Annotated in this window: 23 protein-coding genes; 7 read left to right on the top strand and 16 right to left on the bottom strand. The window is 65.4% G+C overall.

What is annotated here, in order from left to right; genetic code table 11:
* Positions 1 to 25 precede the first annotated feature (25 nt).
* From CDQ91_RS08765 to CDQ91_RS08775, 3 genes are read right to left on the bottom strand one after another with little or no spacing between them, the layout of a single operon-like run.
* Positions 26 to 493, bottom strand: a complete 468-nt coding sequence (locus CDQ91_RS08765) for an SRPBCC domain-containing protein (protein ID WP_088472350.1) — start codon at positions 491 to 493, stop codon at positions 26 to 28.
* Entirely contained in the window at positions 490 to 816 is a 327-nt protein-coding gene (locus CDQ91_RS08770; protein ID WP_088472351.1) for an ArsR/SmtB family transcription factor, read from the bottom strand. The genes CDQ91_RS08765 and CDQ91_RS08770 overlap by 4 nt, the downstream gene beginning before the upstream one ends.
* Positions 813 to 1,286, bottom strand: coding sequence for a VOC family protein (locus tag CDQ91_RS08775; protein ID WP_088472352.1), 474 nt, complete (start codon positions 1,284 to 1,286; stop codon positions 813 to 815). Before CDQ91_RS08775 ends, CDQ91_RS08770 begins: the two co-directional genes overlap by 4 nt.
* A 100-nt stretch (positions 1,287 to 1,386) precedes the next feature.
* Here CDQ91_RS08775 and CDQ91_RS08780 point away from each other — a divergent pair, with 100 nt between their 5' ends.
* Complete coding sequence (locus CDQ91_RS08780) at positions 1,387 to 2,316, top strand: glutaminase (protein WP_088472353.1); 930 nt, start codon at positions 1,387 to 1,389, stop codon at positions 2,314 to 2,316.
* A 32-nt stretch (positions 2,317 to 2,348) separates the two neighbouring features.
* On the opposite strand, the gene CDQ91_RS08785 is transcribed toward CDQ91_RS08780, so the two are convergent.
* Together CDQ91_RS08785 and gyrB are read right to left on the bottom strand one after the other, a co-directional pair.
* A complete protein-coding gene (locus CDQ91_RS08785) occupies positions 2,349 to 2,762 on the bottom strand; it encodes a septal ring lytic transglycosylase RlpA family protein (protein ID WP_088472354.1) in 414 nt (137 codons plus the stop codon).
* A 166-nt stretch (positions 2,763 to 2,928) separates the two neighbouring features.
* Positions 2,929 to 5,505: a DNA topoisomerase (ATP-hydrolyzing) subunit B gene (gene gyrB / locus CDQ91_RS08790; RefSeq protein WP_088472649.1), complete on the bottom strand. Its 2,577-nt coding sequence runs from the start codon at positions 5,503 to 5,505 to the stop codon at positions 2,929 to 2,931.
* A 106-nt stretch (positions 5,506 to 5,611) separates the two neighbouring features.
* On the opposite strand from gyrB, the gene CDQ91_RS08795 reads away from it, so the two are divergent.
* Positions 5,612 to 6,058 (top strand): hypothetical protein, encoded by a 447-nt coding sequence (locus CDQ91_RS08795; protein ID WP_144036732.1) that lies wholly within the window; start codon positions 5,612 to 5,614, stop codon positions 6,056 to 6,058.
* A gap of 103 nt (positions 6,059 to 6,161) precedes the next feature.
* Here CDQ91_RS08795 and CDQ91_RS08800 read toward each other — a convergent pair whose 3' ends face one another.
* The 8 genes from CDQ91_RS08800 to CDQ91_RS08835 all read right to left on the bottom strand — a co-directional run bounded on the left by CDQ91_RS08800 (position 6,162) and on the right by CDQ91_RS08835 (position 13,623).
* Positions 6,162 to 6,665, bottom strand: coding sequence for a hypothetical protein (locus CDQ91_RS08800; protein ID WP_088472356.1), 504 nt, complete (start codon positions 6,663 to 6,665; stop codon positions 6,162 to 6,164).
* A 1-nt stretch (position 6,666) separates the two neighbouring features.
* The gene (locus CDQ91_RS08805; protein ID WP_088472357.1) at positions 6,667 to 7,362 is read right to left on the bottom strand and encodes a nitroreductase; all 696 of its coding nucleotides are present in this window, start codon (positions 7,360 to 7,362) and stop codon (positions 6,667 to 6,669) included.
* On the bottom strand, positions 7,349 to 8,221 hold the full coding sequence (locus CDQ91_RS08810; protein ID WP_088472358.1) for an RDD family protein: 873 nt from the start codon (positions 8,219 to 8,221) through the stop codon (positions 7,349 to 7,351). The genes CDQ91_RS08805 and CDQ91_RS08810 overlap by 14 nt, the downstream gene beginning before the upstream one ends.
* Positions 8,218 to 9,255: a stage II sporulation protein M gene (locus tag CDQ91_RS08815; RefSeq protein WP_088472359.1), complete on the bottom strand. Its 1,038-nt coding sequence runs from the start codon at positions 9,253 to 9,255 to the stop codon at positions 8,218 to 8,220. Before CDQ91_RS08815 ends, CDQ91_RS08810 begins: the two co-directional genes overlap by 4 nt.
* Entirely contained in the window at positions 9,252 to 10,568 is a 1,317-nt protein-coding gene (locus CDQ91_RS08820) for a DUF58 domain-containing protein (protein ID WP_088472360.1), read from the bottom strand. The genes CDQ91_RS08815 and CDQ91_RS08820 overlap by 4 nt, the downstream gene beginning before the upstream one ends.
* Positions 10,569 to 10,728: 160 nt before the next feature.
* On the bottom strand, positions 10,729 to 11,598 hold the full coding sequence (locus tag CDQ91_RS08825; protein WP_419722557.1) for an AAA family ATPase: 870 nt from the start codon (positions 11,596 to 11,598) through the stop codon (positions 10,729 to 10,731).
* A 97-nt stretch (positions 11,599 to 11,695) separates the two neighbouring features.
* On the bottom strand, positions 11,696 to 12,934 hold the full coding sequence (locus CDQ91_RS08830) for a DUF4350 domain-containing protein (protein ID WP_088472361.1): 1,239 nt from the start codon (positions 12,932 to 12,934) through the stop codon (positions 11,696 to 11,698).
* The gene (locus CDQ91_RS08835; protein ID WP_088472362.1) at positions 12,931 to 13,623 is read right to left on the bottom strand and encodes a DUF4129 domain-containing protein; all 693 of its coding nucleotides are present in this window, start codon (positions 13,621 to 13,623) and stop codon (positions 12,931 to 12,933) included. The genes CDQ91_RS08830 and CDQ91_RS08835 overlap by 4 nt, the downstream gene beginning before the upstream one ends.
* A 166-nt stretch (positions 13,624 to 13,789) precedes the next feature.
* Here CDQ91_RS08835 and CDQ91_RS08840 point away from each other — a divergent pair, with 166 nt between their 5' ends.
* Positions 13,790 to 15,997, top strand: coding sequence for a dehydrogenase E1 component subunit alpha/beta (locus CDQ91_RS08840; RefSeq protein WP_088472363.1), 2,208 nt, complete (start codon positions 13,790 to 13,792; stop codon positions 15,995 to 15,997).
* Between the two features lie 108 nt (positions 15,998 to 16,105).
* Complete coding sequence (locus tag CDQ91_RS08845; RefSeq protein ID WP_088472364.1) at positions 16,106 to 17,158, top strand: acyl carrier protein; 1,053 nt, start codon at positions 16,106 to 16,108, stop codon at positions 17,156 to 17,158.
* A gap of 50 nt (positions 17,159 to 17,208) precedes the next feature.
* Here CDQ91_RS08845 and CDQ91_RS08850 read toward each other — a convergent pair whose 3' ends face one another.
* Together CDQ91_RS08850 and CDQ91_RS08855 are read right to left on the bottom strand one after the other, a co-directional pair.
* Complete coding sequence (locus tag CDQ91_RS08850) at positions 17,209 to 18,678, bottom strand: helicase HerA domain-containing protein (protein WP_088472365.1); 1,470 nt, start codon at positions 18,676 to 18,678, stop codon at positions 17,209 to 17,211.
* A 63-nt stretch (positions 18,679 to 18,741) separates the two neighbouring features.
* Positions 18,742 to 19,992 carry a Rieske 2Fe-2S domain-containing protein gene (locus CDQ91_RS08855; RefSeq protein WP_088472366.1) on the bottom strand — a complete coding sequence of 417 codons (1,251 nt, stop codon included), beginning with the start codon at positions 19,990 to 19,992 and terminating at the stop codon, positions 18,742 to 18,744.
* A 123-nt stretch (positions 19,993 to 20,115) separates the two neighbouring features.
* Here CDQ91_RS08855 and CDQ91_RS08860 point away from each other — a divergent pair, with 123 nt between their 5' ends.
* The 3 genes from CDQ91_RS08860 to CDQ91_RS08870 are packed head-to-tail and all read left to right on the top strand — an operon-like array spanning position 20,116 to position 22,702.
* On the top strand, positions 20,116 to 21,264 hold the full coding sequence (locus CDQ91_RS08860) for a Gfo/Idh/MocA family protein (protein WP_088472367.1): 1,149 nt from the start codon (positions 20,116 to 20,118) through the stop codon (positions 21,262 to 21,264).
* Between the two features lie 9 nt (positions 21,265 to 21,273).
* Positions 21,274 to 22,266, top strand: coding sequence for a 4,5-dihydroxyphthalate decarboxylase (locus CDQ91_RS08865; protein WP_088472368.1), 993 nt, complete (start codon positions 21,274 to 21,276; stop codon positions 22,264 to 22,266).
* The gene (locus tag CDQ91_RS08870) at positions 22,247 to 22,702 is read left to right on the top strand and encodes a MarR family winged helix-turn-helix transcriptional regulator (protein WP_088472369.1); all 456 of its coding nucleotides are present in this window, start codon (positions 22,247 to 22,249) and stop codon (positions 22,700 to 22,702) included. The genes CDQ91_RS08865 and CDQ91_RS08870 overlap by 20 nt, the downstream gene beginning before the upstream one ends.
* Positions 22,703 to 22,748: 46 nt before the next feature.
* Here CDQ91_RS08870 and CDQ91_RS08875 read toward each other — a convergent pair whose 3' ends face one another.
* Positions 22,749 to 24,464: a sulfatase family protein gene (locus CDQ91_RS08875; protein WP_088472370.1), complete on the bottom strand. Its 1,716-nt coding sequence runs from the start codon at positions 24,462 to 24,464 to the stop codon at positions 22,749 to 22,751.
* Between the last annotated feature and the right edge of the window lie 10 nt (positions 24,465 to 24,474).

The raw sequence follows: 24,474 nt of genomic DNA on the forward strand, positions 1-24,474 counted from the left end.
CTAACCACCCAACGTGGTCATCCACCTAAATCCTCTCCGCCATCGCCTTCAACAACCCCCGCCAATGCTCGCCCAACCGCCGCTGGAACAGCATCAGTTCGAAGCCGTGCCGCGCGCCGTGGCTTTGCGGGATCGCATCCCAGCCGCGATGCTCGACCGTCACCCGCGTTTCGGCGCCGATGGCTTCGAAGCGCACATCGACTTCGGTCGTCTGACCAACGGCGAAGCTCGGCAGCCGCCACCCGAAAGCGAGCCGTTCTCCCGGCAACCGGTGGCGCACCAGCCCGATTTCCCACTCCGCCCCGTCGTCAAAGCGCGTGACGAGCCGACCGCCCGGCCCTTCGGGATCGAAGCGCAGCATCCCGTCACCCTTGCGCGTCAGCTGGAACAGCGGATGGCTTTGCCACCAGCGGCCGATATCGCGGGTGAAGGCCGTGAACGCCACTTGCGGTGTGACCGCGACGCGCAGCGCGACGATCACCGCGGCGCTCATTCGCCGGCCTCGACATGCGCCTTGAAGCCCGCCAGCTGGTGCGTCCACAGCGCCTCGGTCTCGGCGAGCCACTGCTTAAGCTCGGCGGTCGCGCCATGCTTGAGGCTATAGATGCGAACGCGCGCGTCGAAGGCCGGATGCTGGTCCTCGATCAGCCCGCTCTCCTTGAGCGCGCGCAAATGGCGGCTCATCGCCGGGGCCGCGAGCCCGAGCGCGCCCGCGAGCTCGCCCGCGCTGTGCGGGCGCTGGCCGAGCAATTCGACCGCGCGCCGCCGGTTGGGATCGGCGAGCGCGGCGAATATGCGGTCGACCCCCGCGCTCAATCGTCGAGCCGCGTCTTGGTTGTGAAGCCGCCCTCGGCGTCCCACTCTTCGGCGGTCTTTTCCTCGACGGTGACGCCAAAGGTCCAGATATGGCCTTCGGGGTCTTTCGCACGATAGCTGCGGTCGCCGTAAAATTGCGTCTCGGGTTCGGCGATGATGATGGCCCCCGCGGCGCGCGCGGTTTCGCAATGCGCGTCGATATCCTCGCCGACCGCCAGCTGGACATGCACCGATTGCGTATTCTTGCCGCCGATCGATTTCGGGCTCTTGTGATCGTCCGACCATTCATTGCCGACCATCACCACCGAATGGCCATAGCCCATTTCCGAATGGGCGAGATTGCCGTCGGCATCGAGCAGCACGAACAGCGGCTCGAACCCGAACGCCTCCTCGAGCCAGCGGAACGCCGCCTTGCTGTCCTGATAGCTGACGGCGCTTGAAAGCCCCTTACCGCGCGGATGATCGACCATGGCATCTCTCCGATTCGCTGCAGATGATTTCGCATATATAGAATATTTTCGGGAAAATGAAAATACATGCGTTTGTACGTGAAGTTGCTAAGCTTCCGCCATGACCGATGATCTGCGCATATATATCGACGAGGCGATGGCACTGGCCGCCGAACAACTCGGCAAGGGGCGCGTCGCCGATTATATTCCGGCGCTGGCGAAGGTCGAACCGAACAAGCTCGGCTTCGCGCTCGCGCTGCCCGACGGCACCGTCCATACATCGGGCGACGCCGACGAGGCCTTTTCGATCCAGTCGGTGTCGAAGGTCTTCACGCTGGCGATGGCGCTGCGGCGGGTCGGCAGTTCGCTATGGGACAGCGTCGGGCGCGAACCGTCGGGATCGGCGTTCAACTCGATCGTCCAGCTCGAAAGCGAGCATGGCATCCCGCGCAATCCGCTGATCAATGCGGGCGCGATCGCGACCACCGACCGGCTGATCGACGGGCGGAGCGTTGATGCGGTGGCCGAGGAGATCGTCGATTTCATGCGCACGCGCGCAGGTGACGATCGCGTTGCTATCGACCTCGACGTCGCCATGTCCGAATCCGAAACCGGCGCGCGCAACCGCAGCCTGTCGCATTTCATGGATGCGTTTGGAAATTTGAAGCATCCGGTCGAGACGGTGGTCGGCGTCTATTTCCGCCAATGCGCGATCGCAATGTCGTGCCGTCAGCTGGCGAAGGCAGGGCTGTTTCTTGCAATGGAAGGACGCGATCCGCTGACCGGCGAGCAGCTGGTCGAACCGCATCGCGCGCGGCGCATCAATGCGATCATGATGCTGTGCGGCCATTATGGCAATTCAGGCGAGTTCGCCTTTCGCGTCGGCCTGCCGGGGAAGAGCGGCGTCGGCGGCGGCATCTTGTGCATCGCGCCGGGGCAGGGATCGATCGCGGTCTGGTCGCCGGGGCTCAATGAGGCGGGGACGTCGCTGGCGGGCGCGGTCGCGCTCGAACATTTCGCCTATGCGGCGGGTTGGTCGGTGTTTGATTGAATTCGTCCCTCCGCATACCGGAGGGGAAAGGCTCAGTCGTTGTCGAGCAGGGCCAGCTTCACGCGCGCGGTGCCGCTGCGGTGCATACCGATTTCGCGTGCTGCGGCGTGGCTGACGTCGATCACCCGCCCGTGCGAAAAGGGACCGCGATCGTTGATACGGACGACGACGCTGTCGCCGTTGGAGGTGTTGGTGACGCGAACCAGGCTGCCAAAGGGAAGCGTGCGGTGCGCCGCGGTGAGTTCGCCGGGGTTGAAGCGCTCGCCGCTGGCGGTGCGGTTGCCGGCAAGTTCATTGCCATAATAGCTCGCCATTCCGCCGCCGATTGCGGTTTCTTCGTCGATCTGGACGGCGGCGTCGGCACTGTCATTGGTGATTTCGGCATCCTGCGCCGCGGCCGAGACCGTGAGCAGAAGCGGCATCAGCATCGCTGAAAAAACCCGCATGGCAACATCCCCTTTCGGTGGACGCGCCCAGAGCAGCGGCGGCCTGCCAAGGCAAGCCGCCGCGCGTTGAATGGAACCCTATTTACGTCAGGATGCGCCTTTTTGCGGATTCCACCGGCGTGGAGGCCGCAGTGGCCCGCTCGATTTCAACTATGCTGAAACGAACCTAAACGTCCAGATTGGCGACTGAAAGCGCGTTGGTCTGGATGAAATCGCGCCGTGGTTCGACCTCGTCGCCCATCAATCGTTCGAAGATTTCATGCGCGATATCGGCCTGTTCGGCCTCGACGCGCAGCAACGAACGGTTCGACGGATCGAGCGTGGTTTCCCAAAGCTGTTCGGCATTCATCTCGCCCAGCCCCTTATAGCGGCTGATCGCGAGCCCCTTGCGGCTGTGCGCGAAAATCGCCTCGAGCAGTTCGGACGGACGCGTAATCGGCGTGGCCTTGCCGGTGCTTGCGGCGGGCAGATCGCTATCGCTCGCTTCGGCATTATCATCGGCTTCGGCTGCCGCAGCGAGCGCGGCCGCGTCGGCGGCTTGCGCCGCGGCGTTGCTGCCCTTCACCAGACGGCTGGGGTGGGCATAGCTTTCAGCCTGCGCGCCCGCGAGCGTGTGGAGGCGCCGGGCTTCCTGGCTGGCGAGGAAAGCGGCGTCGATGGCGTGATGATCGCTCACCCCGCGCCAGCGCTTTTCGAGCGTGTAACCGCCATTTTCGGCGGTGATCGTCCACTTGGCTTCGCGTCCGCCGGTCAGCGCGCGTTCGGCGGCGTTGAGCCATTCGGCGGCGCGTACCGCGGCAGCGGTGCGCCCGGTCGTGTCAAGCGCGGGATCGAGCGCGCCGGTCAGCGCCAGCGCTTCGACCAGTTCATAATTGTGACCGCGCGGGACATAGCGCATCAGCGCGCGCAAGCGGCGGCCATGCTCGATCAGGTCGCGCAAATCGGCGCCCGATCGCGCACCGCCCGTGGTTTCGAGCATCAACGCGTCGATACCGCCGTCGACCAGATAATTCTCCAGCGCGGTGTCGTCCTTCAGATAGACTTCGCTGCGTCCCTTCGCGACTTTGTAAAGTGGCGGCTGGGCGATGTAGAGATGACCGTTCTCGATAATCTCGGGCATCTGGCGGTAGAAGAAGGTGAGCAGGAGTGTGCGGATATGCGCGCCGTCGACGTCAGCGTCGGTCATGATCACAATCTTGTGATAGCGCAGTTTTTCGAGGTTGAATTCATCGCGAATCCCGGTGCCGAGCGCCTGAATCAGCGTGCCGACTTCCTTCGACGAGATGATCCGGTCGAAGCGGGCGCGCTCGACGTTGAGGATTTTACCTTTCAGCGGCAGGATCGCCTGAACCTTGCGGTCGCGGCCCTGCTTGGCGCTGCCGCCTGCCGAGTCACCTTCGACGAGGAAGAGTTCGCATTTGGCGGGGTCGCGTTCCTGGCAGTCGGCGAGCTTGCCCGGCAGCGAGGCGATGTCCATCGCGCCCTTGCGCCGGGTGAGTTCGCGGGCGCGCTTGGCGGCTTCGCGTGCGGCGGCGGCGTCGACGACCTTCTGGATCACCATCTTGGCATGGCCGGGATTTTCCTCCAGCCATTCGGTCATCCGGTCGGCCATCAGGCTTTCGAGCGGCTGGCGTACTTCGGACGAGACAAGCTTGTCCTTGGTCTGCGACGAGAATTTGGGATCGGGCAGTTTGACCGAGACGATCGCGGTCAGGCCTTCGCGCATATCCTCACCGGTCAGCGAGACTTTCTCTTTCTTGAGAAGGCCCGACTTGTCGCCATAGCCGTTGAGCGTGCGCGTCAGCGCGGCGCGGAAAGCGGCGAGGTGGGTGCCGCCGTCGCGCTGCGGGATATTGTTCGTGAAGCAGAGGACATTTTCATAATAGCTGTCGTTCCACTCGAGCGCGACGTCGATGCCGATGCCGTCGCGCTCGCTGCTGATCGCGATCGGTTCGGGCAGCATGGCGGTCTTGTTGCGATCGAGATATTTGACGAACGCTGCGATGCCGCCCTCATAATAGAGATCGTGGGTGACATGTTCGGCATGGCGGGCATCGACCAGTTTGATGCGGACGCCCGAGTTCAGGAACGCCAGCTCGCGATAGCGATGCTCGAGCTTGTCGAAATCAAATTCGAGGACATTTTTGAACGTGTCGGTCGAGGCCGAGAAGGTCACGCGGGTGCCCTTCTTGCCCGCGGGAGCGGGGCCGTTGACCTTGAGCGGGGCGACCGAATCGCCATGTTCGAAGCGCATCCAATGCTCTTCGCCGTCGCGCCAGATGGTAAGCTCGAGCCATTCGCTGAGCGCGTTGACGACCGAAACGCCGACGCCGTGGAGGCCGCCCGACACCTTATAGGCATTGTCGTCGCTGGTATTTTCGAACTTCCCGCCGGCGTGGAGCTGGGTCATGATGACCTCGGCCGCCGAAATGCCTTCTTCGGCGTGGATGCCGGTCGGGATGCCGCGACCATTATCCTCGACGCTGACCGACCCGTCGCTGTTCAGCGTGATGAGGACGAGGTCGCAGTGACCCGCGAGCGCTTCGTCGATCGCATTGTCCGAAACCTCGAACACCATGTGATGCAGGCCCGACCCATCGTCGGTGTCGCCGATATACATGCCCGGCCGTTTGCGCACCGCGTCAAGGCCCTTCAGAACCTTGATCGAATCGGCGCCATAGGCGTTGGCATTGGGCAGGTTGGCATTGGCGCTCGGCGCCAGATTTTCAGGGGTGTCCGTCATATTGATTATATAGGGTCGAAGCACCCAAAACCCAAGCGAAAATGCGGCTCTCGGGGCCGGGGCGAGGAGCGTTGCGCGCGCGCGCCGCGGCGGCTAGTTTCGCGGCATGAAACGCTCTCCATTCGCTCACCCCGCCCTTCCCCTCACCATGCTGCTGGCGCTCGCGCTTGCGGGTTGTTCGGAGGCCCCGCCGCCGGCCGACAATGGCCCCGTCGTCGCCGGCGAACCGCTCGCAACGCGCGCGGTGATGATCGGCACCGAAGGGCCGAGCCTGCCCGCCTGTTCGAGCATTTCGCGCGTCAAGGCCGGCGGCACCGACGTCTATTGGGCGCCCGGCGAAACGCGCGCGGTGAAGGCGAAGCTTGCGGGCGGCGAGAAGGTGTCGCTGTGCGAGGCGGCCGAGAATGATGCCTGGTTTGGCGTGGTGTTTGCCGCCCCCGGCACCGATCCCGACATGTGCGGCATCGGCAAGTCGGTGCCCAACGCGCGCGAATATCAGGGGCCGTGCCGCTGGGGCTGGATCAGGGGCGGCACGGTTCAGCTGGGCGCCTGAGTTTGTCCCGTCGCCCCCGCGAAGGCGGGGGCCGCTGTCGTTTTACGCAGGCAAGCAGGTTTAAAGCCTCTAACGGCCCCCGCCTTCGCGGGGGCGACGCTCGCTACCGGCAATCCTCGATCACGCGGCCAATCTCCGATTGGACGGGCAGCGTGAGCGCGCCGCCGCTTGGCGTCTCGAGCGCGAAGCGGCCGCGGCTGAACGCGATCTTGTCGAGCCGGGGGTCGCGATTGCCGAGATTCGCGCTCCCATTGTCAAAGCGGATCTGGTCGGTTCCGGCGCTGGTGCGCAGGCTGACATTGCCCGCGAGCGTCGAGGTCAGCCGAATGGCCTCGCCGCTGCATGCCATCGTCAGCAGCGGGTTTGCGCTGCCCGTCGGGACGAACGCAGCGGTCCGGCTGGCGGCATCATAGCGCCATGCGCCGCTGTCGACGGCGCGATCTTTCCAGCTTTTGGTGGGTGTGGGCAGTGGGGTGGGCGTCGGCGTGGGCGCGACCGGCCGCGGCGCAGGGGGCGCGACGGGTGCCGGAATCGCGGTGCAGCCCGCCAGTGCGAGGGCAAGCGCCCCCGTAATGGCATGACGAAATCCGGCGGTGCTGCTGGTCATACTAAAATCCCTGCCAATCGATCACTTCATCCAGCGGCGCGCGCGGCACCGGCCACTGGTTCACCGCCGCATCCTCGTCAGCATAGCCGATCGCGAGGCCGGTGAACAAAATCTGGCCGTCGTCCAGCGCGAGGGTGCGGCGCACCGTGGCGCCGTACATCGCCCAGCATTCCTGCGGACAGCTGGCGAGGCCCGCTTCGACGAGTAGCAGCATAACCGATTGCAGCCACATGCCCATGTCCGACCATTGCGGCGGGCCCATGATGCGCGAACAATGGAGGAAAAGCATCACCGGTGCGCCGAAACCCCGGTAATTTTCCATGAACCGAGCGAGTCGCCCGGCTTTGTCTTCGCGCGGGATGCCGAGCGCGGCATAAAGCCCCTCGCCGACGCCGAAGCGGCGGGCTTCCCACGGCTCGGTCAGGCCCTTGGGGTAGATGTCATATTCGGGCTCATGGCCCTCACGCCCCATCGCGATGCGCGCGGCGACCGCGTCCTTCATCGCCTGCCACGGTTCGCCGGTCAGCACCGTCGCCTGCCAGGGCTGGAGGTTGCCGCCCGACGGCGCGCGCTGAGCGGCAGTAAAAATGTCGCGGAGTAGAGCGGGGTCGACTGCGCGGTCGGTGAAGGCGCGCACCGAGCGGCGGCGGTTCAGCGTTTCGGTAACCGAAAGGGAAAGCGTGTCAGTCACTGGCATATTTATCCTCTCGACGCTTGCCGAACAGCAATTTGCGTTCGAGCCTGGTCTTTAACTGGCGATAATAGGAAAGCAGGAAGGCGTCATCCTCTTCGGCGACCGGTCGGCCGATCTTGGCCCGGATCGTGTCGGCGACCTCGCGCATCGCGCGCGGATCACGAACGCGCAGCACACGTTCGAGCTCCTGTAGCTCGAAAATGCCGTATACGCCCAGCTCGGCGTCGCTGAAGCGGATTGCGTCGCCCTGATCGCTTCCCGCAGCGATATCGGCGTCGAGCTTGGCGCGCTTTGCCATCACCACCCAGGTGCCAGCGATCAGATCGCCCATCCGCATCCGGTCGCGGTTGAACAGCAGGAACAGGCTGAGCGTCAGCGACCAGGCGACCCCGGCGAGGATCGTCCAGCCCGACACCATATCCTCCGCCGCGCCGACGCCGAGCATCATCAGCGGCAGGAAAAGTTCGAGCTCGCGGATCAGGTTGCGCGCAACCACGGCGTCGGCGGTCAGGCGCCCGCCGTCGCGCGCGACAACGCGAATCCCCATCAGTCGCTTGCCCGGTGTCGCGGCGCGCTGACCCAGTTCGAAACCGATGAACCAGAAGGTGCGCAGGACAAAGGCACCGAGCATCCACACGACCACCATCATATCGGACCGCGATGCCATTCCCGCCCAGAGCATCGCCAGCGAGAAGAGGGTCAAAATGATCAGGATCAGGATGATGTCGATGATCAGCGCGCCGAGCCGCAACCCCGAACTCGCGATCTTGAGCTCCAGATCGACGCCCTCGGGCGTGATGAACTGCCGGATCTTCCGGCTCTCGGCGGTGCGGCGCTGGGCGTCGGCGACAGCGGCAGTCATGCGACGTCCTCGCGCCGCGGGATGTAATAATAGGCCAGCCAGAACAATAGCATCAGCGTACCGATGCCGTAGCGCAGCATCGTGTCGGTGATCAGCTGGCGCCCGAAACCCTCGAGCAACCCGGCGACGAGCAGCATCAATATGACGCCGACCATCACCTTGCCCGCGGTGCGCCCCGCATCCGACGCCGCCTGCAACCGCCCGCGTGCGCCGGGGAAGACAACCGCGGCGCCGATGCGAAGCCCCGCTGCACCCGACAAGGCGGCGGCGAATAGCTCGGTCGTGCCGTGGATGAACAGCCAGCCGCCAAATTCGAAACCCAGCCCCTTCGACGAAAACAGCGCCAGCATCGCGCCGAGCCCGATGCCCTGATAAAATTCGAGCATCATCGTCGGCACGCCAAAGGCGAAGCCGAGCGCAAAGGACATGATCGACACCCGGCTGTTGTGGGTGAACAAATAGGTCGCAAAGACGTGGAGGCCATCCTCCTGCTCGCCGGCGGCCTTGCCATGGCCCAGCGTCGACTGGAGATATTCGACCGAAGCGCGCGGATCGCGCCCGCCTGCCATCTCCTCCTCGACGAAGTTGAAATACCATTGGGGGTCGCTGGCGACGAGCGATCCGCTGGTCAGTGCGCCGAGCAGGATGATCAGCGCGATGATGACGGTTTCCTTCCACACCGCCCGCACCGCCGCGGGCCAGTCATAGAGGAAGAAGCGGCGCAGCCGACTGAGCCGCGTTTCGCGCACGCCATAGACGAGGAAATAGCCGCGGATCGACAAGGCCTCGAGATGGTCGAGCAACGCCTTGTCGAGGCTGGTCGCGCGCGCGATCGACAGCGACGACAGGGTGGCGCGATAGAGCAGGGGCAGTTGCAACAGCTCGTCGCTGGTCAGCGCCTTGGCGCCCCGTTTCTCGAGCCTGGTCAGCAGCGCGTCGAAGGCGATCCAGTCGGCCTCGCGCTCGGCGCGAAAGCGGCTGGTCGAAAAGCTTGGCGCATCGATGGTGCGCGCGGCGGGGGCGGCGGGGATCACAGGCTACCCGCCCGCTTGATGCCCAGATAGGCCTCGACCGCGCTCGCGCCCATCGCATCGGCGGGCACTTCGATGACATCCGCCCCCAAACGCTGGAGCCGCGCGATCACCAGCTGCCGGTCGCGCAGCATCGCGGCGGCGACATTCGATCGCGTGACGTCGGCGGCGCTTTCGGGGCGGCGACGCTCTTCGCTTTCGACTTCTTCATCCTTGATCACGACGAACAAAAGGCGGTGTTTCTTGACCAGCCGTCCGGCGGCGCGGATCATCAGGTCGGCGCTCGTCGCATCGGTGAATTCGGTGAACAGGATGATCAGCGAGCGGCGCGTGAGCTGCGCCGACAGCGTCGTCAGCGCGAGGGTGAAATTGCTTTCGACATGAGCATAGTCGATCAGGCTCGCGGCGCGTTGCAGCGCCGGGAAATCCTGCGTGTGCATATAGGCGGGGGTCAGCGCCTGCGGCTTGGCAGCGAAGGAGAAGAGACTGATCCGGTCGCCCAGTTTCAGCCCGACATAAGCGAGCAGCAGCGCCGCCGATACCGCGCGGTCGACGCGCGGCATGCCGCCGACGGGCTCGGCCATCGTCCGGCCGCCGTCGATCGCCAGCACGACACGATTGTCGCGCTCGACCCGATATTCCTTCGCGAGCAGTTTGACGTGACGCGCCGAGGCGTTCCAGTCGATCGCGCGCCGGTCCATCCCGGGCTGATATTCGGCGAGTGCTTCGAACTCGCTGCCTTCGCCGCGCAGCCGCTGTTGGCGCAGGCCGAACCAGCTGTTGCGCTGGAACAGGCGGCTGCCCTCTTCGGTCACCGCATGCAGGCTGGGGACAACGCCGATGGCGCGGTCGATTGCGAAGCGCCGCTGTTTCCAGACGAGGCCTAGCGGCCCGGCCCAGCGGACCCACAATGCCTCGACCAGCGCCTGACCGCGCCGCGATGCCGAAAGCGACAGGGTGCGGGCCAGCGCGTCGGCGCCGCCGACTGCGGTCATGTCGCTCGCCAGCCGTCCGCCGGGTGCGATCCGTTCGTCCATCGCGATGGCGATTTCGGCGCGGCGCGGAACTGCGCGGCCCGTCGCGGATAGCGTCATGTCGAAAGGGTCGCCGACCCCGACCTGATGCGGAAAGCGCGCATCGAGCGCGAGATGGCGCGGGCTGGCGCCGGCAACCGCGTCGAGCAGCAGGCAGGCAAGGACGACGGCGATCCAGCCGGGCGCGACCAGCCACAGCTCTGGGCGGATCAGCCCGAGCGCGAGCGCCAGGGGCGCGCCCGCGAGTAGCAGATAGATCGCCCGCCGGGTTGGGTAGATCATCGCGAAAGATCCTCCCTGTCGCGAAGCGATGGGGAGGTGGCAGCGCGCAGCGCTGACGGAGGGGCCAATGGCGCGACCTCGCTGCCCCTCCACCATTCGCTTCGCGAACGGTCCCCCTCCCCATGGCTACGCCACAGGGAGGATAATGTGGAAATCCTGATCATCGCGGGACTTCCTCATGCTCGAGCAGCGCCGCGACGATCTGTTCGACATTGCGGCCCTCGATCTCGGCCGCCGCCGACAGGATGACGCGGTGACGCAGCACGCCGGGGGCGAGGCGCTGGATGTCGTCGGGGATCACATAGTCGCGCCCGTCGAGCGCTGCGGCGGCGCAGGCGGCGCGCGCGAGCAAAGTCGCGGCGCGCGGCGATGCGCCGCACTCCAGGTCGGCGCTCTCGCGCGTCGCGCGGACGAGGCGGACGATATAGTCGACGATCTCGTCGGCGAGGCGGACGGTCGCGATCGTGTCGATCGCGGCTTCGATCGTTTTGGCGTTCGCGACCTGCGTCACGCCGAAATCGGCGACGGCAGGGCTTTTGAAGCGTCCGCCATGGTCGGCGACGATCCGCCGTTCCTCGGCGGCGTCGGGATAATCGACGACCAGCTTGAACAGGAAGCGGTCGAGCTGTGCTTCGGGCAGGGGATAGACGCCCTGCTGCTCGATCGGATTTTGCGTCGCGAGCACGGTGAAGCGCGGGCTCAAGGCATGCGCTTCGCCATTGATCGTCACGCGGCGCTCCTGCATCGCCTCGAGCAGCGCGGCCTGCGTCTTGGGCGGGGTGCGGTTGATCTCGTCGGCGAGCAGCAATTCGGTGAAGATAGCTCCCTTGGTCAGGGTGAAGCTCGACGTCTGGAAATTGAACAGGTTCGACCCCAAAATGTCGCCGGGCATCAGGTCGGGGGTGAATTGGATGCGCCCGAAATCGAGGCCGGTGGCGCGGGAAAAGGCTTGCGCGAGCAGGGTCTTGGCGGTCCCCGGCGGGCCTTCGAGCAGGACATGCCCGCCCGCGAGCAAGGCGATCGTCACCATGCGCGTCAGCGGTCCTTGACCGAATACGACCTTGGCAACCTCGGCCTCGATCGCGGCGCCGAGCGCCTGGACGCTCTCGACGTTTTTGGCGATGGGATTAGCTGTCACGGAGTAGATCCTTCCTGATGGCGTGCAGCGCCTGCGCGTCTGCCAAAAACTCATGGGTGTTGCGCGCGAGCGGCAGGCGCCGGGCGAGCGCGGAGAACAGATCGCTGCCGGGCGGCAAATGCTTGTCGATCCATGCGTCGGTTGCGGCGGAATCGAGTCCCGCCGGGGCATGCAGCCGCCGGGCGATCGCACTACGCTGGCTGTGGACGAAAGCATCGGCGCCATCGAGTTCGCGCCGCGCCTGTTTGATCAGGTCGGCGCTGTTGGCGATCAGTGCTGCCTTTGACACCGGAATCGCGCGCTGGGGTTTCAGCGATGGGCCAAAACGTATCCACGCCTGCCACAATGCGAGCAGGCCCGCCGCGATCAGGCACAGGGTGATGCCGATGAAGGGCGGGACGAAGGCGAAGCGAAGCAGCGAGCGCCCGCCGCCAAAGCCGTTCAGGGTGAGGTCGAAGGCGAGGCCGTCGGCGGCGGCGTCCTCGGCTATCGCATCGATCAGCGACACCGCCGCGCGTGCCTTGTCGCGCGAGGCGAAGGCGAGATTGTTGATGAGGTCGGGGTCGGCGAGGATATAGAGGTCGCGCTCCTTGACCCGCGCGAGGATAGCGCCGCCCGCCGGATGCGCGATCAGCGTTTCGATTGCGTCGCCGGTCACCGTAATGCCGTTGGCGGGCACCGCGACATCGACGGTCCGGCCGGCGAGATCGGCGCGCACCGAGCCCGGCTGGCTTCCCTCGTGGGTTTGCAGATCGACTTCGCCGAAAATGGCGGGCGGCAAAAGCCGGGAGGGCGGCATGCCGGGGATGCCCGGCCCGGCCCAGCCGGGCTTGGGCGCCTTGCCCGGGGTTGGCGGCGTATACCATTTGGGTAATATGATGAGGACCGGCGCCTTTCCCTGCGCTTCGAGCAATTCCGTCATCTCTTCGGGTCGGGTGCGGACGGTCGGGGTCAGGATGGCGAGCTGCGTATAGTCGTCATATTGCGGCGGCTCGACCTGCCGCCGCAGTTCGACATCGGCGCCTGCGCGCTCGAGCAGGTCGACGATAGCAGCATAGCCCGGTGCTGCCTTTGACAGTGCATGGCCGCCGCCGTCCTTTCCGGTCGAAAGCTGTGGGCCGAGCGCGATCAGCGCCCAGAGGGCGATGAAGGCGATGATGCCGATGACGATCACGCCGCCGATCAGGCGCGGGTTGAAGCCGGCGTCATGGGCTGTGGAGGCGCTCATGTGCGCGCCCAGTTTTTCGGCACGGTCAGCTCGGCATAGGCGTCGCGGCATATTTGCCAGGCGGCGGCATCGATCGACCGCCCGCCGAACAGGCTGATTTCGACGGCGCCTGCGATGCGGCTGAACGCGCCGCGCGCGACCGCGGGAAGATCCTGCGTCTCGGCCAGATCGCGTGAGGTCATCGCCGGCCGGACGAGGCCGGGGCGGCGGCCCTCGATATCCTCGACGCTGCGATAGAGTAGCAGATGGGCGGCCTCGGCAAAGCGCCCCTCGGCGGCCAGCGCGTCGGCCTCGGCCAGCAGCGCGCGTGCTGCGCCGGCTTCGGCCTGACCGACAATTTCTTCGTCGGCCGCCCCATACTTGCGGCGAAAACGAATCTCATCGACCCACTGCGCGAAGGCCGGGACGAAATGATAGAGGATGAAAAGCAGCAGCAGGATCGCGCCGATCCATAGTAGTGGCTTAAGAGCGGGGGCGCTCCACTGGAAAAAGTCGCCGAGCCCTTGGAGCAGCGATTTCAGCCATTCGGGCGTCGGAGGTGTCGGCGGCGGCGGCGGGAAGCTGGTCTGGATTTCACCGCCAGCCATCGTCTGGGCATAACCCGGATCGACGAGTTCGGGATCGATGAGCCACCCCTGACTCGATGGCGCGGCGGCGGCCGACGCCTGGACGATCCCCATCGATATCATATTGAAATTATGGCCCCGCCCCGCTCCGTCATCGCAACAAGTGGTAGCGCGTCGCGGCGCGCCAAGGCAAGAGATGCTTGCGCGTTGCGGAGCGCCGTTCTAGCGCGCGAAAAAACAGGCCGGATGGTTGCATGTGTAACCGGTGGCGGTGAACAGGAGATCGGGAGTGGACGCGGCGCAGGCGGTACATGAAAAATTCCTTGCGGCGCTGGCGCAAGGGGCGTTGCCCGATCGCGGCGATGCGCCCGATCCTGCGGTGATTGGCCTGTCGCGCGGCGATGCGACCGATATTTTCCTTTCCCAGTTGACCAGCCGCCAGATGGACCGGTTGTCGCGGCACCTTCAGGCGCGCGGCGAGGGTTTCTATACGATCGGATCGTCGGGGCATGAGGGCAATGCCGCGGTCGCCGCCGCGTTGCGCGTCACCGACATGGCATTTCTTCACTATCGTTCAAATGCTTTCCAGCTTCACCGTGCGCGGCAGGTGCCGGGACAGACGCCGACGTGGGACATGCTGCTGAGCTTCGCCGCGTCGAGCGATGACCCGATTTCGGGCGGGCGGCACAAGGTGATCGGGTCGAAGCCGCTCAATATCCCGCCGCAAACCTCGACGATCGCCTCGCATCTTCCGAAGGCGGTCGGCGCGGCTTTCTCGATCGGGATCGCGCGGCGGCTGGGCCGGACCGGGCTACCGCTTCCCGACGACGCGGTGGTGCTGACAAGCTTCGGCGATGCGTCGGCGAATCATTCGACTGCACAGGGCGCGTTCAATACCGCCGGCTGGGCAGCATTTCAGGGATCACCGATGCCGCTGATCTTCCTGTGCGAAGACAATGGCATCGGCATTTCGACCCGTACCCCGACGGGGTGGATCGAGGCGCAGTTCCGCCACCGAGCGGGGCTGCACTATATCCGGTGCGACGGCACCGACCTCGCCTCGGCCTATGCCGGGGCGTGCGAGGCGGCCGATTATGCGCGGCGATATCGCAAGCCGGTGTTCCTCCACATGGCGACGGTGCGTCTTTATGGCCACGCCGGGTCGGACGTGCAGGGCGCCTATCTGCCAAAGGCCTTGATCGAGGCGGATGAGAGGCGCGACCCGCTGCTCGCCGGCGCAGCGCTGATGGCGCAGCAGGGCTGGATGACCCCCGCCGAAATCGCCGACGCCTATGAAGACATTGGCGCGACTCTGGCACGGCAGGCCGAGGCTGCGATCCTGCGGCCCAAGATCACGACGCCCGCGCATGTGATGGAAAGCCTGATCCCGCCGAAGCGCGAGGTCGTGCGCGCCAACACCCCGTCGGCCGAGGATCGCAGTGCGATGTTCGGCAGCGATGCGGGGGCGATGGACAAGCCGCAGCATATGGCGCGGTTGCTCTCCTGGGCGATCGCCGACCTGATGCTTGCCTATCCCGAGATCGTCGTCGCGGGCGAGGATGTCGGGCCGAAGGGCGGCGTCTATAATGTCACCGCGAAGCTTCACCAGCGTTTCGGTTCGGCGCGCGTCGTCAACACGCTTCTCGACGAACAGGCGATCCTCGGGCTCGCGATCGGCATGGCGCACAATGATTTTCTGCCGATGCCCGAGATCCAGTTCCTCGCCTATGTCCACAATGCCGAGGACCAGATTCGCGGTGAGGCGGCGACGCTCAGTTTCTTCTCCGACGGCCAATATACCAACCCGATGGTGCTGCGCATCGCGGGGCTCGGTTACCAGAAAGGCTTCGGCGGCCATTTCCACAATGATAACAGCCTCGCGGTCTTCCGCGACATTCCCGGAGTCATCCTCGCGGTGCCGTCGAACGGGCGCGATGCGGTGCATATGCTTCGCGAATGTGTGCGGCTGGCGCGCGAGGAGCAGCGGGTGGTCGTCTTCGTCGAACCGATCGCGCTCTATATGACCCGCGATCTCCACGAAGAGGGCGATGGGCTGTGGACAAGCAATTATGAAGCGCCAGGGGAGGGCGCACCGATCCGCCTCGGCGAAGTCGGCGTTCATGGCGACGGCAGCGACCTTGCGATCGTCACCTATGGCAATGGCTATTATCTCTCACGCCAGGCCGAAAAGCTGCTTGCCGCCGAGGGCGTGAAGGCGCGGGTGATCGATCTGCGCTGGCTGGGGCCGGTCGACGCCGACGCGCTGGTCGCAGCGGTCGGCGACGCCAAGCGCGTGCTGATCGTCGACGAATGCCGCATCACCGGGTCGCAGAGCGAGGCGCTGATGGCGCTGTTCGCCGAACGCACGCCCGACAAGAAGCTCGCGCGGATCGCCGCCGACGACAGTTTCATCCCGCTCGGCCGCGCGGCGACGCTGACGATGCCGAGCCGCGACAGCATCGCCGCGGCGGCGCGTGAGCTAATCGGCAAAGACTGAATTTTGGTCCGTTCGCCCTGAGCTTGTCGAAGGGCCGTCCTTGTTTTTGACCAAAGAGAGAAGAACAGTGCTTCGACAAGCTCAGCACAAACGGAAGAGGAATTGGTGATGGCGGCGAGCAAAAAGACGGCCCTCGTCGTTGCGCCGGGGCGTGGCACATATGGAAAGGGCGAGCTTGGCAGCATCGCCCGGTTGCACGGAGAGCGTTTCGGTGAGCTGATCGCCCATTTCGATGCGCAGCGCCGCGAGCAGGGCCAGCCGACGGTCAGCGAACTCGACAGCGCCGAGCGTTTCAGCGTTGCGACCCATATGCGCGGCGATGTTGCGGCGCCGCTGATCTACACCGCGACGATCCTCGATTTCCTCAGTATCGACCGCGAGGCGTTCGACATCGTTGCCGTCGCGGGCAACTCGATGGGCTGGTACAGCGCGCTCGCCTGCGGCGGGGCGGTGTCGGTCGAGGATGGTTTCCGCATCAGCAATGCAATGGGGATGAACAGCCAGGCCCACGGCCCCGGCGGACAGGTCCTGCTGCAGGTCGTCGATGAGGATTGGCGGCCGGTGCCCGGCCTCCGCGAAACCCTGCTGGCGCTCGTCGCCGACATCGGCTCGCGACCCGGCCATGCGCTCGCGCTGTCGATCGACCTTGCCGGGATGCTCGTGCTCGCGGGCGATGAGGCCGGGCTTGCCGCCCTGCTCGCCGAAGCACCGCCGACCCCCGGTCGCGATCCGTTGCGCCTTGCGGGGCACGGTCCTTTCCACACCCCGCTGATGTTCGGCAGTTCGGACAAGGCGAAGACCGAATTGCCGACCTCGCTGTTCGGCCGTCCGGCGCTGCCGCTGGTCGATGGGCGCGGCCAGATCTGGCGCCGCCTGTCGAGCGAGCCGGCGGCACTCTGGGCTTATAGCTTCGGCCACCAGATTCTCGCGCCCTATGACTTCGCGCGCTCGGTGCAGGTCGCGGTCCGGGAATATGCCCCCGACGTCATCATCCTGCCCGGCCCCGGCGACACGCTGGGCGGCGCGATCGCGCAATCGCTGATCGGCATCGGCTGGCAGGGAATTGCAAGCAAGGCCGACTTCATGGCGCGACAGGCGGAGGAGCCGGTCCTGCTGTCGATGGGCCGCGCCGAACAGCGCGAGCATGTCGTGAAAGGCTGATAGCGCCAGCCGGAGCAGAAAATCCGCGCCACCGCCGGTGGTACGCGGCGCTATTCGGCTTCGGTGCTGACGCCGAGCGCAGGAATGCCGATCGAGCGTCGACCGCCGAAATCGGACCGCACGACGATCGCGCCCTGCTTTTCCATATATTCGAGCAGGCGGCGGACGCGGCCCGACGAACTGGTGCCATAGGCGCGCGCGAGCGCGTCGTCGTCGGGGCAGGCGCTCCCCTCCATTGCTGCGCGCGCGATCAGGGTGAAGGGCGCGAGCATGTCGTCTGGAAGCCGCCCGGCGGCGCCGATCAGTTCCTGCCATTCGGGCTGGGCGGGCTCGAAGATGCCGCCCTTGGCAAAGGCGAAACGGCGGCGAAACTGGGTGAGGTCGAGTGGGACGCGGGCAAGCCGCTGCATCCGGCACCGCACCGAGAAATCCTGATAGAGGAAGGATTCGGGATGAAAGGCATTGCCGGGATCGGCGAGCATATCCTCGAGCACCGTGATGATCGCGCCATCGATGTCGGGCATATCGATTTCGGGCGTGTCGGCGTCGTTGTCGCTCGCGCCGTCGTCGCCATGATCCGTCGCGGCCTGCTCGGCAAAACGGCGGATCAGTTCATCGGGCGCGACCGGCGCCGGTGCGGGCGGCGGGGGCGGCTTCACCTGCGTTTCGAGCTCGGCGAAGAGCATCGTGCGCATATCCTGCGGCTCGGCGTCGGGCATCGGCATCAGGCCGTGGGTTCCCATTCGCGTCGCGGTCCGGGTCGCGCCGATCTTGACCGATATCGGCCGACGCGAAATCGCGGGGCCAAGGCCGAGGAAAGATCCGCGCTCGAGCTCACGGATCTGTTCGGCCTGCCGCCGTTCCATGCCCAGCAGGTCGGCGGCCCGCGCCATGTCGATGTCGAGGAAGGTGCGGCCCATCAGGAAATTGCTCGCCTCGGCGGCGACATTCTTGGCGAGTTTTGCAAGCCGTTGGGTGGCGATGACCCCCGCGAGCCCGCGCTTGCGCCCGCGGCACATTAAATTGGTCATCGCGCTCAGGCTGGCGCGGCGCACCGCGTCGGACACGTCGCCCGACGCGCTCGGCGCGAACATCTGCGCTTCGTCGACGACGACCAGTGCAGGAAACCAGTGTTCGCGCGGCGCGTCGAACAGCGCGTTCAGGAAAACCGCGGCACAGCCCATCTGCGCCTCGATATCGAGCGTGTCGAGGCTGAGCACGACCGAGGCGCGATGCTCGCGGATGCGCGCGCCCATCGCCGCAATCTCGCGCTCATTATAGTCGCCGGCGTTGACGACGACATGGCTGTAGGTGTCGGCGAGCGTGACGAAATCGCCCTCGGGATCGATCACGACCTGCTGGACGAGTTCGGCGCTTTCCTCGAGCAGGCGGCGCAGGAGATGCGACTTGCCCGAACCCGAATTGCCCTGGACGAGCAGGCGTGTTGCGAGCAATTCCTGCACGTTGATATGGACGGCCCTGCCCGCTCCTTCGGTTCCGATTTCGATGCTGCTGTCCACGCGCCTGCCCCTACCGGGACGCCGTTGGCTTGACAACGGCGAAGGCCAAAACGGACGGCCCCATCAGGTCGGCGGCGACACCTCGCGCCAGTCGTCGCTGTGGCTGACCATGCCTTCGAAAGTGAAGAGATCGGCGTTGCGCCAGCCCTTTTCAGGGGCCTCGCTGCCGGTGCCCTTCGCCTGCGCCAGCATGATCTTGCGGAATTCGAAGATCGCGCGGTCGCTCGATCCCAGCTTGTCATGGCTGCGGTCGGCGATCGGGCCCATCGATTCCCACATCGCCATATCCTGCGTGGGAATGCCCTTGATGCCGGTGAAGTCGCCGGCCTTCATCGCCGCGCGGTCCTGCTGATAGTCGTTTTCGGCGTTGCGATATTTGCGGAAGGTGATGGGGTCGATGTCGATGCCGGGGGTCGCATCACAGAATTGGCGCCAGGCTTCGGTCGAAATCCCCTTCGTCTCGTGCCAGGCGATCCAGTAAAACATGCAGTTCACATCGTCGATCGGCACCAGCATCTGGATCAGGCGATAACGGTCGGTCGGCGGGATCATCACGGTGAAGGGCGCGGCGAACAGCGTCGTGCGGACGTAATCCTGCTTGTCGGCGTCGGCGATCGGGGTGCGGATCGCGGCATAGCGAAAGCCGTAAGGCGTGCGTTCGACCTGCAATCGCGGCGACTTGTCGGCCGAGGGGCGCAGCCACTGGCTGTCGGTCGCGGTCGATCCCGACACGTCGGTCGCGGTCGGCATGTTCGACGAATGGAGGCTGCTGCTGTGCGCCGAATCGATCGATCCTTCGAGCACCTGCGCCCAGTTGCACGCGGCGTGAATCTTGACGATCGCGATCTTGTCGTCGGGGGCCTTCGTCCAAACCGGCGGATCGAAGGGCGCGGGATTTTCAGGGTCGCCCATCCACGCCCAGACGAAACCGCCGGCCTCGCGCGCCGGATAGGCGCGGGTGCGCATCGATTCGCGCAGCTTGGCGTCGACGGGTTCGGACGACATGTCGACCGCCTGCCCGTTCACGTCGAATTTCCAGCCATGATAAAGGCAGCGCAGCCCGCATTCCTCGTTGCGGCCGAACACCAGCGAGGCGCGGCGGTGCGGGCATTGTTCGTCCAGCACGCCGACGCGGCCCTCGGTGTCGCGAAACACCACCATATCCTCGCCCAGCAGGCGGGCGCGGCGCGGCGGGCCGTCGCGCTCGGCGACTTCCTCGCTCATGCACACGGGCATCCAGTGGCGGCGCATCACTTTGCCCATCGGGGCATCGCCTTCGACGCGGCAGAGGAGGTCATTTTGCTGAGGAGTCATGGTCTTTCCCGAAGTTGACAAGGGTGCCGTGCAGTGCGGCTTAAAAATACTTCTATATAGAAGTAATTTGCTTTTCAAGGGGGCAGGCGCTAAATGGGTCCGCAAGGGTTTCGGGAGCGGCGGATGACGGTGCGATTGGCAGTGCTGGGATTGGGACGCGGCGCGGTGCTGACCGTGCCGGCGTTCGCTGCGCATCCGCGGATCACGCTCGTTGCCGGATGCGATCCCAATGCCGATGCGCGCGCGGGGTTCGGGCTTCCCGCTTATGCCAGCGCCGAGGAGCTGTTCGCGCATGGCGACGATTTCGACGCCGTCTATATTGCCTCACCGCACGAATTCCATGCGCGCCACGCGATCATGGCGGCCGAGGCGGGCAAGCATATATTGGTTGAAAAACCGATGGCGGTGACGCTGGCCGAGGCGGCGGCGATGGTTGCGGCGGCAGAAGCCGCCGGAACCGTGCTGATGGTCGGGCCAAGCCATGGCTATGACCCGCCGGTCGCGCTCGCGGCCGAGCTGATCGCGTCGGGCGAGGCGGGCGCGGTGCGGCTGATCCACGCCGCGAACTTCACCGATTTCCTCTATCGCCCGCGCCGCCCGGCCGAACTCGACACCGCGCAGGGCGGCGGCGTGGTGCTGAGTCAGGCGACGCACCAGATCGACATGATTCGCCGCCTCGCGGCCAGCCCGGTCGCGTCGGTCCGCGCATGGACCGGCGGCTGGGACGCGCGCGCGGCCGAAGGCGCGTTCACCGCGCTGCTGACGTTCGAGAATGGTGCCGCGGCGAACCTCACCTATTCGGGCTATGCGCGCTACGACAGCGACGCGCTCGCGGGATGGGCGGGGGAGCTGGGCGGTGCCAAAGACCCCGCAGCCCATGGACGTGCGCGCGCGGTGCTGGCGGGGGCCGACGAACAGACGGCGAAAGCCGCGCGCACCTTTGCTGCGGGTGATCGGGTCAGCTCCGCGGTGCGCCACCACGAACGCTTCGGGATGCTCGTCGCGCTATGCGAAAAGGCCGATCTCGAACTGACCCCGCAGGGGGTGAATCTTCACGGCGATGGCGGGATGCGCAGCATCGCGGCGCCCTTGCCGCCGGTGCAGCGCGCCGATGTCGCCGACGCCTTTGCCCGCGCCATCCTCGATGGCGAATCGCCCTTGTTCGACGGCCGCTGGGGTCTCGACAGCCTCGCGGTGTGCCACGCCATCCTGCGCTCGGCGCGCGAGCGCCGCGATATTTCGCCTTCCGACCTTCTTCCTTCCTCGCATTGAAAGACACGCATGACCCGCCTCCCCATTTCGCTCGCCTGCTGGAACTATGACCGCACCCAGGCGCTTGCCGACGGCAGCATCCGGCCCGACGGCATCGACCTCAACTTCCAGACGCTCGAGGTCGAGGAGACCTTCTTTCGCATGCTGCGGCACCGCGAATTCGACGCCGCCGAAATGTCGATGTCGTCATACTGCGTCACGCTGTCGCGCCCCGATCCGGCGTTCATCGCGATCCCGGTCTTCCCGTCGCGGCTGTTCCGCCACAGCTGCATTTTCGTCTCGGCGAAAAGCGGGATCGAAACCCCCGCCGATCTGGTCGGCAAGCGGATTGGCGTTCCCGAATATCAGATGACCGCGCCGGTCTGGATCCGCGGCATTCTTGCCGACGAATATGGCGTCGATCCGGCGAGCGTCACCTATTATACCGGCGGCGAGGAGCAGCCTGGGCGCGACGAGAAGCTGAAGCTGACCCTGCCCGAAAAATTCAAACTTCAGCCGATCGGCCCCGACCAGACGCTGTCGCGGATGCTCGCGGATGGCGAAATCGACGCGCTCCACACCGCGCGTACGCCGAGCACCTTCTACAGCGAGCCCGACAAGGTCCGCCGCCTGTTCACAGATTTCGTCCCCGTCGAGCAGGATTATTATAGCCGCACCGGCATCTTCCCGATCATGCACGTCGTCGCGATCCGCCGCGAAATCTATGAAAAGAACCGCTGGATCGCGCGCTCGCTGCAAAAGGCGTTCGAGGCCGCGCAGGCGAAGGTTTATGAGGAATTGCTCGTCACCGCGTCGCTGAAGACGATGCTGCCCTGGCAGATTGCGGCGGTCGAACAGGCGGTGAGCTTGCTTGGGCGCGACTGGTGGCCCTATGGCTTTGGTCCGAATCGCGCGGTGATCGACACCTTCCTGCGCTATCATCACGAGCAGGGCCTGTCGTCGCGGCGGCTGCAACCCGAAGAGCTTTTTGCCGAGGAATGTTTTGAAGCCTTCAAAATCTGAATCGGGTCAGCATAGCTTCGGCTTTGCCATCCGCCGCGCGCACCGCGCCTTTGACCGCGCGCTGCAGCGGCGGCTGGCGCCGCACGGCATCGCGACGGGTTACTGGTATTATCTGCGCGCGCTGTGGGACGAGGACGGGCTGACGCAAAAGCAGTTGTCCGACCGCACAGGGGTCGCCGAAAATACGACGGCGGCGATGATCGCGGCGATGATGAAGGACGGGCTCGTTACGCGCACCCGCGCGGCTGACGACAAGCGCAAATGGCGGATCGCGCTGACGCCGCATGCTGTGGCACTGCGCGCCGACCTCTTCCCTTATGTTGCCGAGGTCAACGGACGCGCGGCGGTGGGGGTCAGCGCAAAGGAACGGGCGCTGTTCCTCGATGTGATCGAACGAATGACGCTCAATCTGGCGCAGGACGAGGCCGGCGACTGAGAAGGGGCCGGAAAACTGAGGAAACCCCGGCTTTCCGGCCACAGCCTCAGGCAGGCTGGTTGTACATTTCGGTCGGGCCCGGATATTCGCGGCCATCGTCGAGACCGGGACCGATTTCGCGGTCCGACAGGGCGTTGACCATCTTGTTCAGCCGCATCACGGTTGCGCGGTGTCTCGGGTCGTTCGCGAGGTTGACGAGCTCGGTGGGGTCGGCGTGGGTGTCGTAAAGCTCGAGGTCGTTAAGCCGGTTCAGCGTTTTCCAGTCTTTCGGCATATGGTGGTGCGCCGGCGCGAAATAACGCGCGAACTTCCAGCGTCCGTCATGGACGCCGCGGTGCAGGCGCCGCTTCGAGAGGTCATAGATTTTGCTGTAATCGGGGATCGTCTCACCCGGCGGACGCGGTCCGACGCTCCGTTTCGACGCCGGTTCCCACATATGCGCGACGGCATAGTTGAAGAAATGGCCGCGCTTGTCGCGCTCGGTTGGTGTGGCCGGTGACGACAGCAGGCCCGAGACATCGACCCCGGGCAGCCCCGGGAATTTGCTGGCCGCATCGGTGGCGGAAAGGCCCGCGAGCGACATGAGCGTCGGGGCGATGTCGATTGCGCCCATCAGCCCCTTGGTCGTGCGCCCGCCCGCGAAGTCGGGGTGGGCGATGATCATCGGGATATTGGTTTCCTCGCGGTACATCGTCCCGGCCTTTTGTCGCATGCGATGCGCGCCGGCGCGTTCGCCATGGTCGCTGGTGTAGACGATGATCGTGTTGTCGATCTGCCCGCTTTCCTTGAGAGCCCAGAGCAATTGGGCAAGGCGGCGGTCGACGTCGCGCAGGCAGTTGTAATAATAATTGTTGAAGCGGTGCCACGACGCCTCGTCTTCGTGCGGGATCGGGCCATAGAAAAGATCGTTGAGACGGACGATCGCGCGATGTGCCTCGGGCTTGGTGCTGAGGTCGTCCTTGTAGAAGCTTTCGGGGAGGTCGAACTTGTTGTCGACTTCGTAAATCGGGTCGCCGGGCTCGCGGCGCAGCGGGCCGAGGATATCGGGGTGGGTGCGGTGCTTCGCCTGTTCGCCCGTCGCGTCATAGAACATGATGTCGTGCGGGTTGATCAGGCCGACGACCATGAACCATGGCTTGCCGCCCGCCTTGTCGCGGCGGACGAAATCGAAAATGCTGCGCGACGCGTCGCCCGCGACATACATGTCGGCGCGGTAACCGTCCCACGTCAGCCCCAGTTCTTCGCCGTCGAAGCCATAATCGTGGAAGCCGTATTTCTCCATGGCGTGTTCGGTGCTGGGATAAATGCCACCGGGAACGCGCGGCCAGTTGCGTTCATGGTTCAGGCGGCTGAGGTGCCACTTGCCCTTGTAGCTGGTGTAATATCCCGCTGCCTGCATCATATGGCCGAGCGTCGGCATATCGTCGGCCATGACCGGGTTGGGGGCGTTATCGCTGTTGAGGAACAGCCCGGTCTGCTGGGTGTGGTGGCCTGCGAAGATCGTCGAGCGCGACGGGGTGCAGGGTGTCGTGTGGACATGGTAATTTTCGACCAGCATCCCGCGCTCCATCAGTTCGCGGTGCGCGGGCAGTTTTTCGAGCAGGCCCTTGGGATAGCTGGCGACGCTCTGTTCCTGATCGGTGACGATCATCAGCACGTTGAGCTTCTTGCCGTTCTTCGCATAGGTCGGCAGCGCGAGCCCGGCTGCCGCCAGCGCCCCCATGCCCCCGACGAACGTCCGGCGGTTCACATCCCAAGCCATCCCATATTCT

It is taken from the genome of Sphingopyxis witflariensis (assembly GCF_002205635.1).
Lineage (GTDB): Bacteria > Pseudomonadota > Alphaproteobacteria > Sphingomonadales > Sphingomonadaceae > Sphingopyxis > Sphingopyxis witflariensis.

Bases quoted from the DNA above. Each gene is read 5' to 3' on its own strand.
- CDQ91_RS08765 (WP_088472350.1), bottom strand. From the start codon at position 493: ATGAGCGCCGCGGTGATCGTCGCGCTGCGCGTCGCGGTCACACCGCAA.
- CDQ91_RS08775 (WP_088472352.1), bottom strand. From the start codon at position 1,286: ATGGTCGATCATCCGCGCGGTAAGGGGCTTTCAAGCGCCGTCAGCTAT.
- CDQ91_RS08780 (WP_088472353.1), top strand. From the start codon at position 1,387: ATGACCGATGATCTGCGCATATATATCGACGAGGCGATGGCACTGGCC.
- CDQ91_RS08785 (WP_088472354.1), bottom strand. From the start codon at position 2,762: ATGCGGGTTTTTTCAGCGATGCTGATGCCGCTTCTGCTCACGGTCTCG.
- gyrB (WP_088472649.1), bottom strand. From the start codon at position 5,505: ATGACGGACACCCCTGAAAATCTGGCGCCGAGCGCCAATGCCAACCTG.
- CDQ91_RS08795 (WP_144036732.1), top strand. From the start codon at position 5,612: ATGAAACGCTCTCCATTCGCTCACCCCGCCCTTCCCCTCACCATGCTG.
- CDQ91_RS08800 (WP_088472356.1), bottom strand. From the start codon at position 6,665: ATGACCAGCAGCACCGCCGGATTTCGTCATGCCATTACGGGGGCGCTT.
- CDQ91_RS08805 (WP_088472357.1), bottom strand. From the start codon at position 7,362: ATGCCAGTGACTGACACGCTTTCCCTTTCGGTTACCGAAACGCTGAAC.
- CDQ91_RS08810 (WP_088472358.1), bottom strand. From the start codon at position 8,221: ATGACTGCCGCTGTCGCCGACGCCCAGCGCCGCACCGCCGAGAGCCGG.
- CDQ91_RS08820 (WP_088472360.1), bottom strand. From the start codon at position 10,568: ATGATCTACCCAACCCGGCGGGCGATCTATCTGCTACTCGCGGGCGCG.
- CDQ91_RS08825 (WP_419722557.1), bottom strand. From the start codon at position 11,598: ATGGTGACGATCGCCTTGCTCGCGGGCGGGCATGTCCTGCTCGAAGGC.
- CDQ91_RS08830 (WP_088472361.1), bottom strand. From the start codon at position 12,934: ATGAGCGCCTCCACAGCCCATGACGCCGGCTTCAACCCGCGCCTGATC.
- CDQ91_RS08835 (WP_088472362.1), bottom strand. From the start codon at position 13,623: ATGATATCGATGGGGATCGTCCAGGCGTCGGCCGCCGCCGCGCCATCG.
- CDQ91_RS08845 (WP_088472364.1), top strand. From the start codon at position 16,106: ATGGCGGCGAGCAAAAAGACGGCCCTCGTCGTTGCGCCGGGGCGTGGC.
- CDQ91_RS08855 (WP_088472366.1), bottom strand. From the start codon at position 19,992: ATGACTCCTCAGCAAAATGACCTCCTCTGCCGCGTCGAAGGCGATGCC.
- CDQ91_RS08860 (WP_088472367.1), top strand. From the start codon at position 20,116: ATGACGGTGCGATTGGCAGTGCTGGGATTGGGACGCGGCGCGGTGCTG.
- CDQ91_RS08865 (WP_088472368.1), top strand. From the start codon at position 21,274: ATGACCCGCCTCCCCATTTCGCTCGCCTGCTGGAACTATGACCGCACC.
- CDQ91_RS08875 (WP_088472370.1), bottom strand. From the start codon at position 24,464: ATGGCTTGGGATGTGAACCGCCGGACGTTCGTCGGGGGCATGGGGGCG.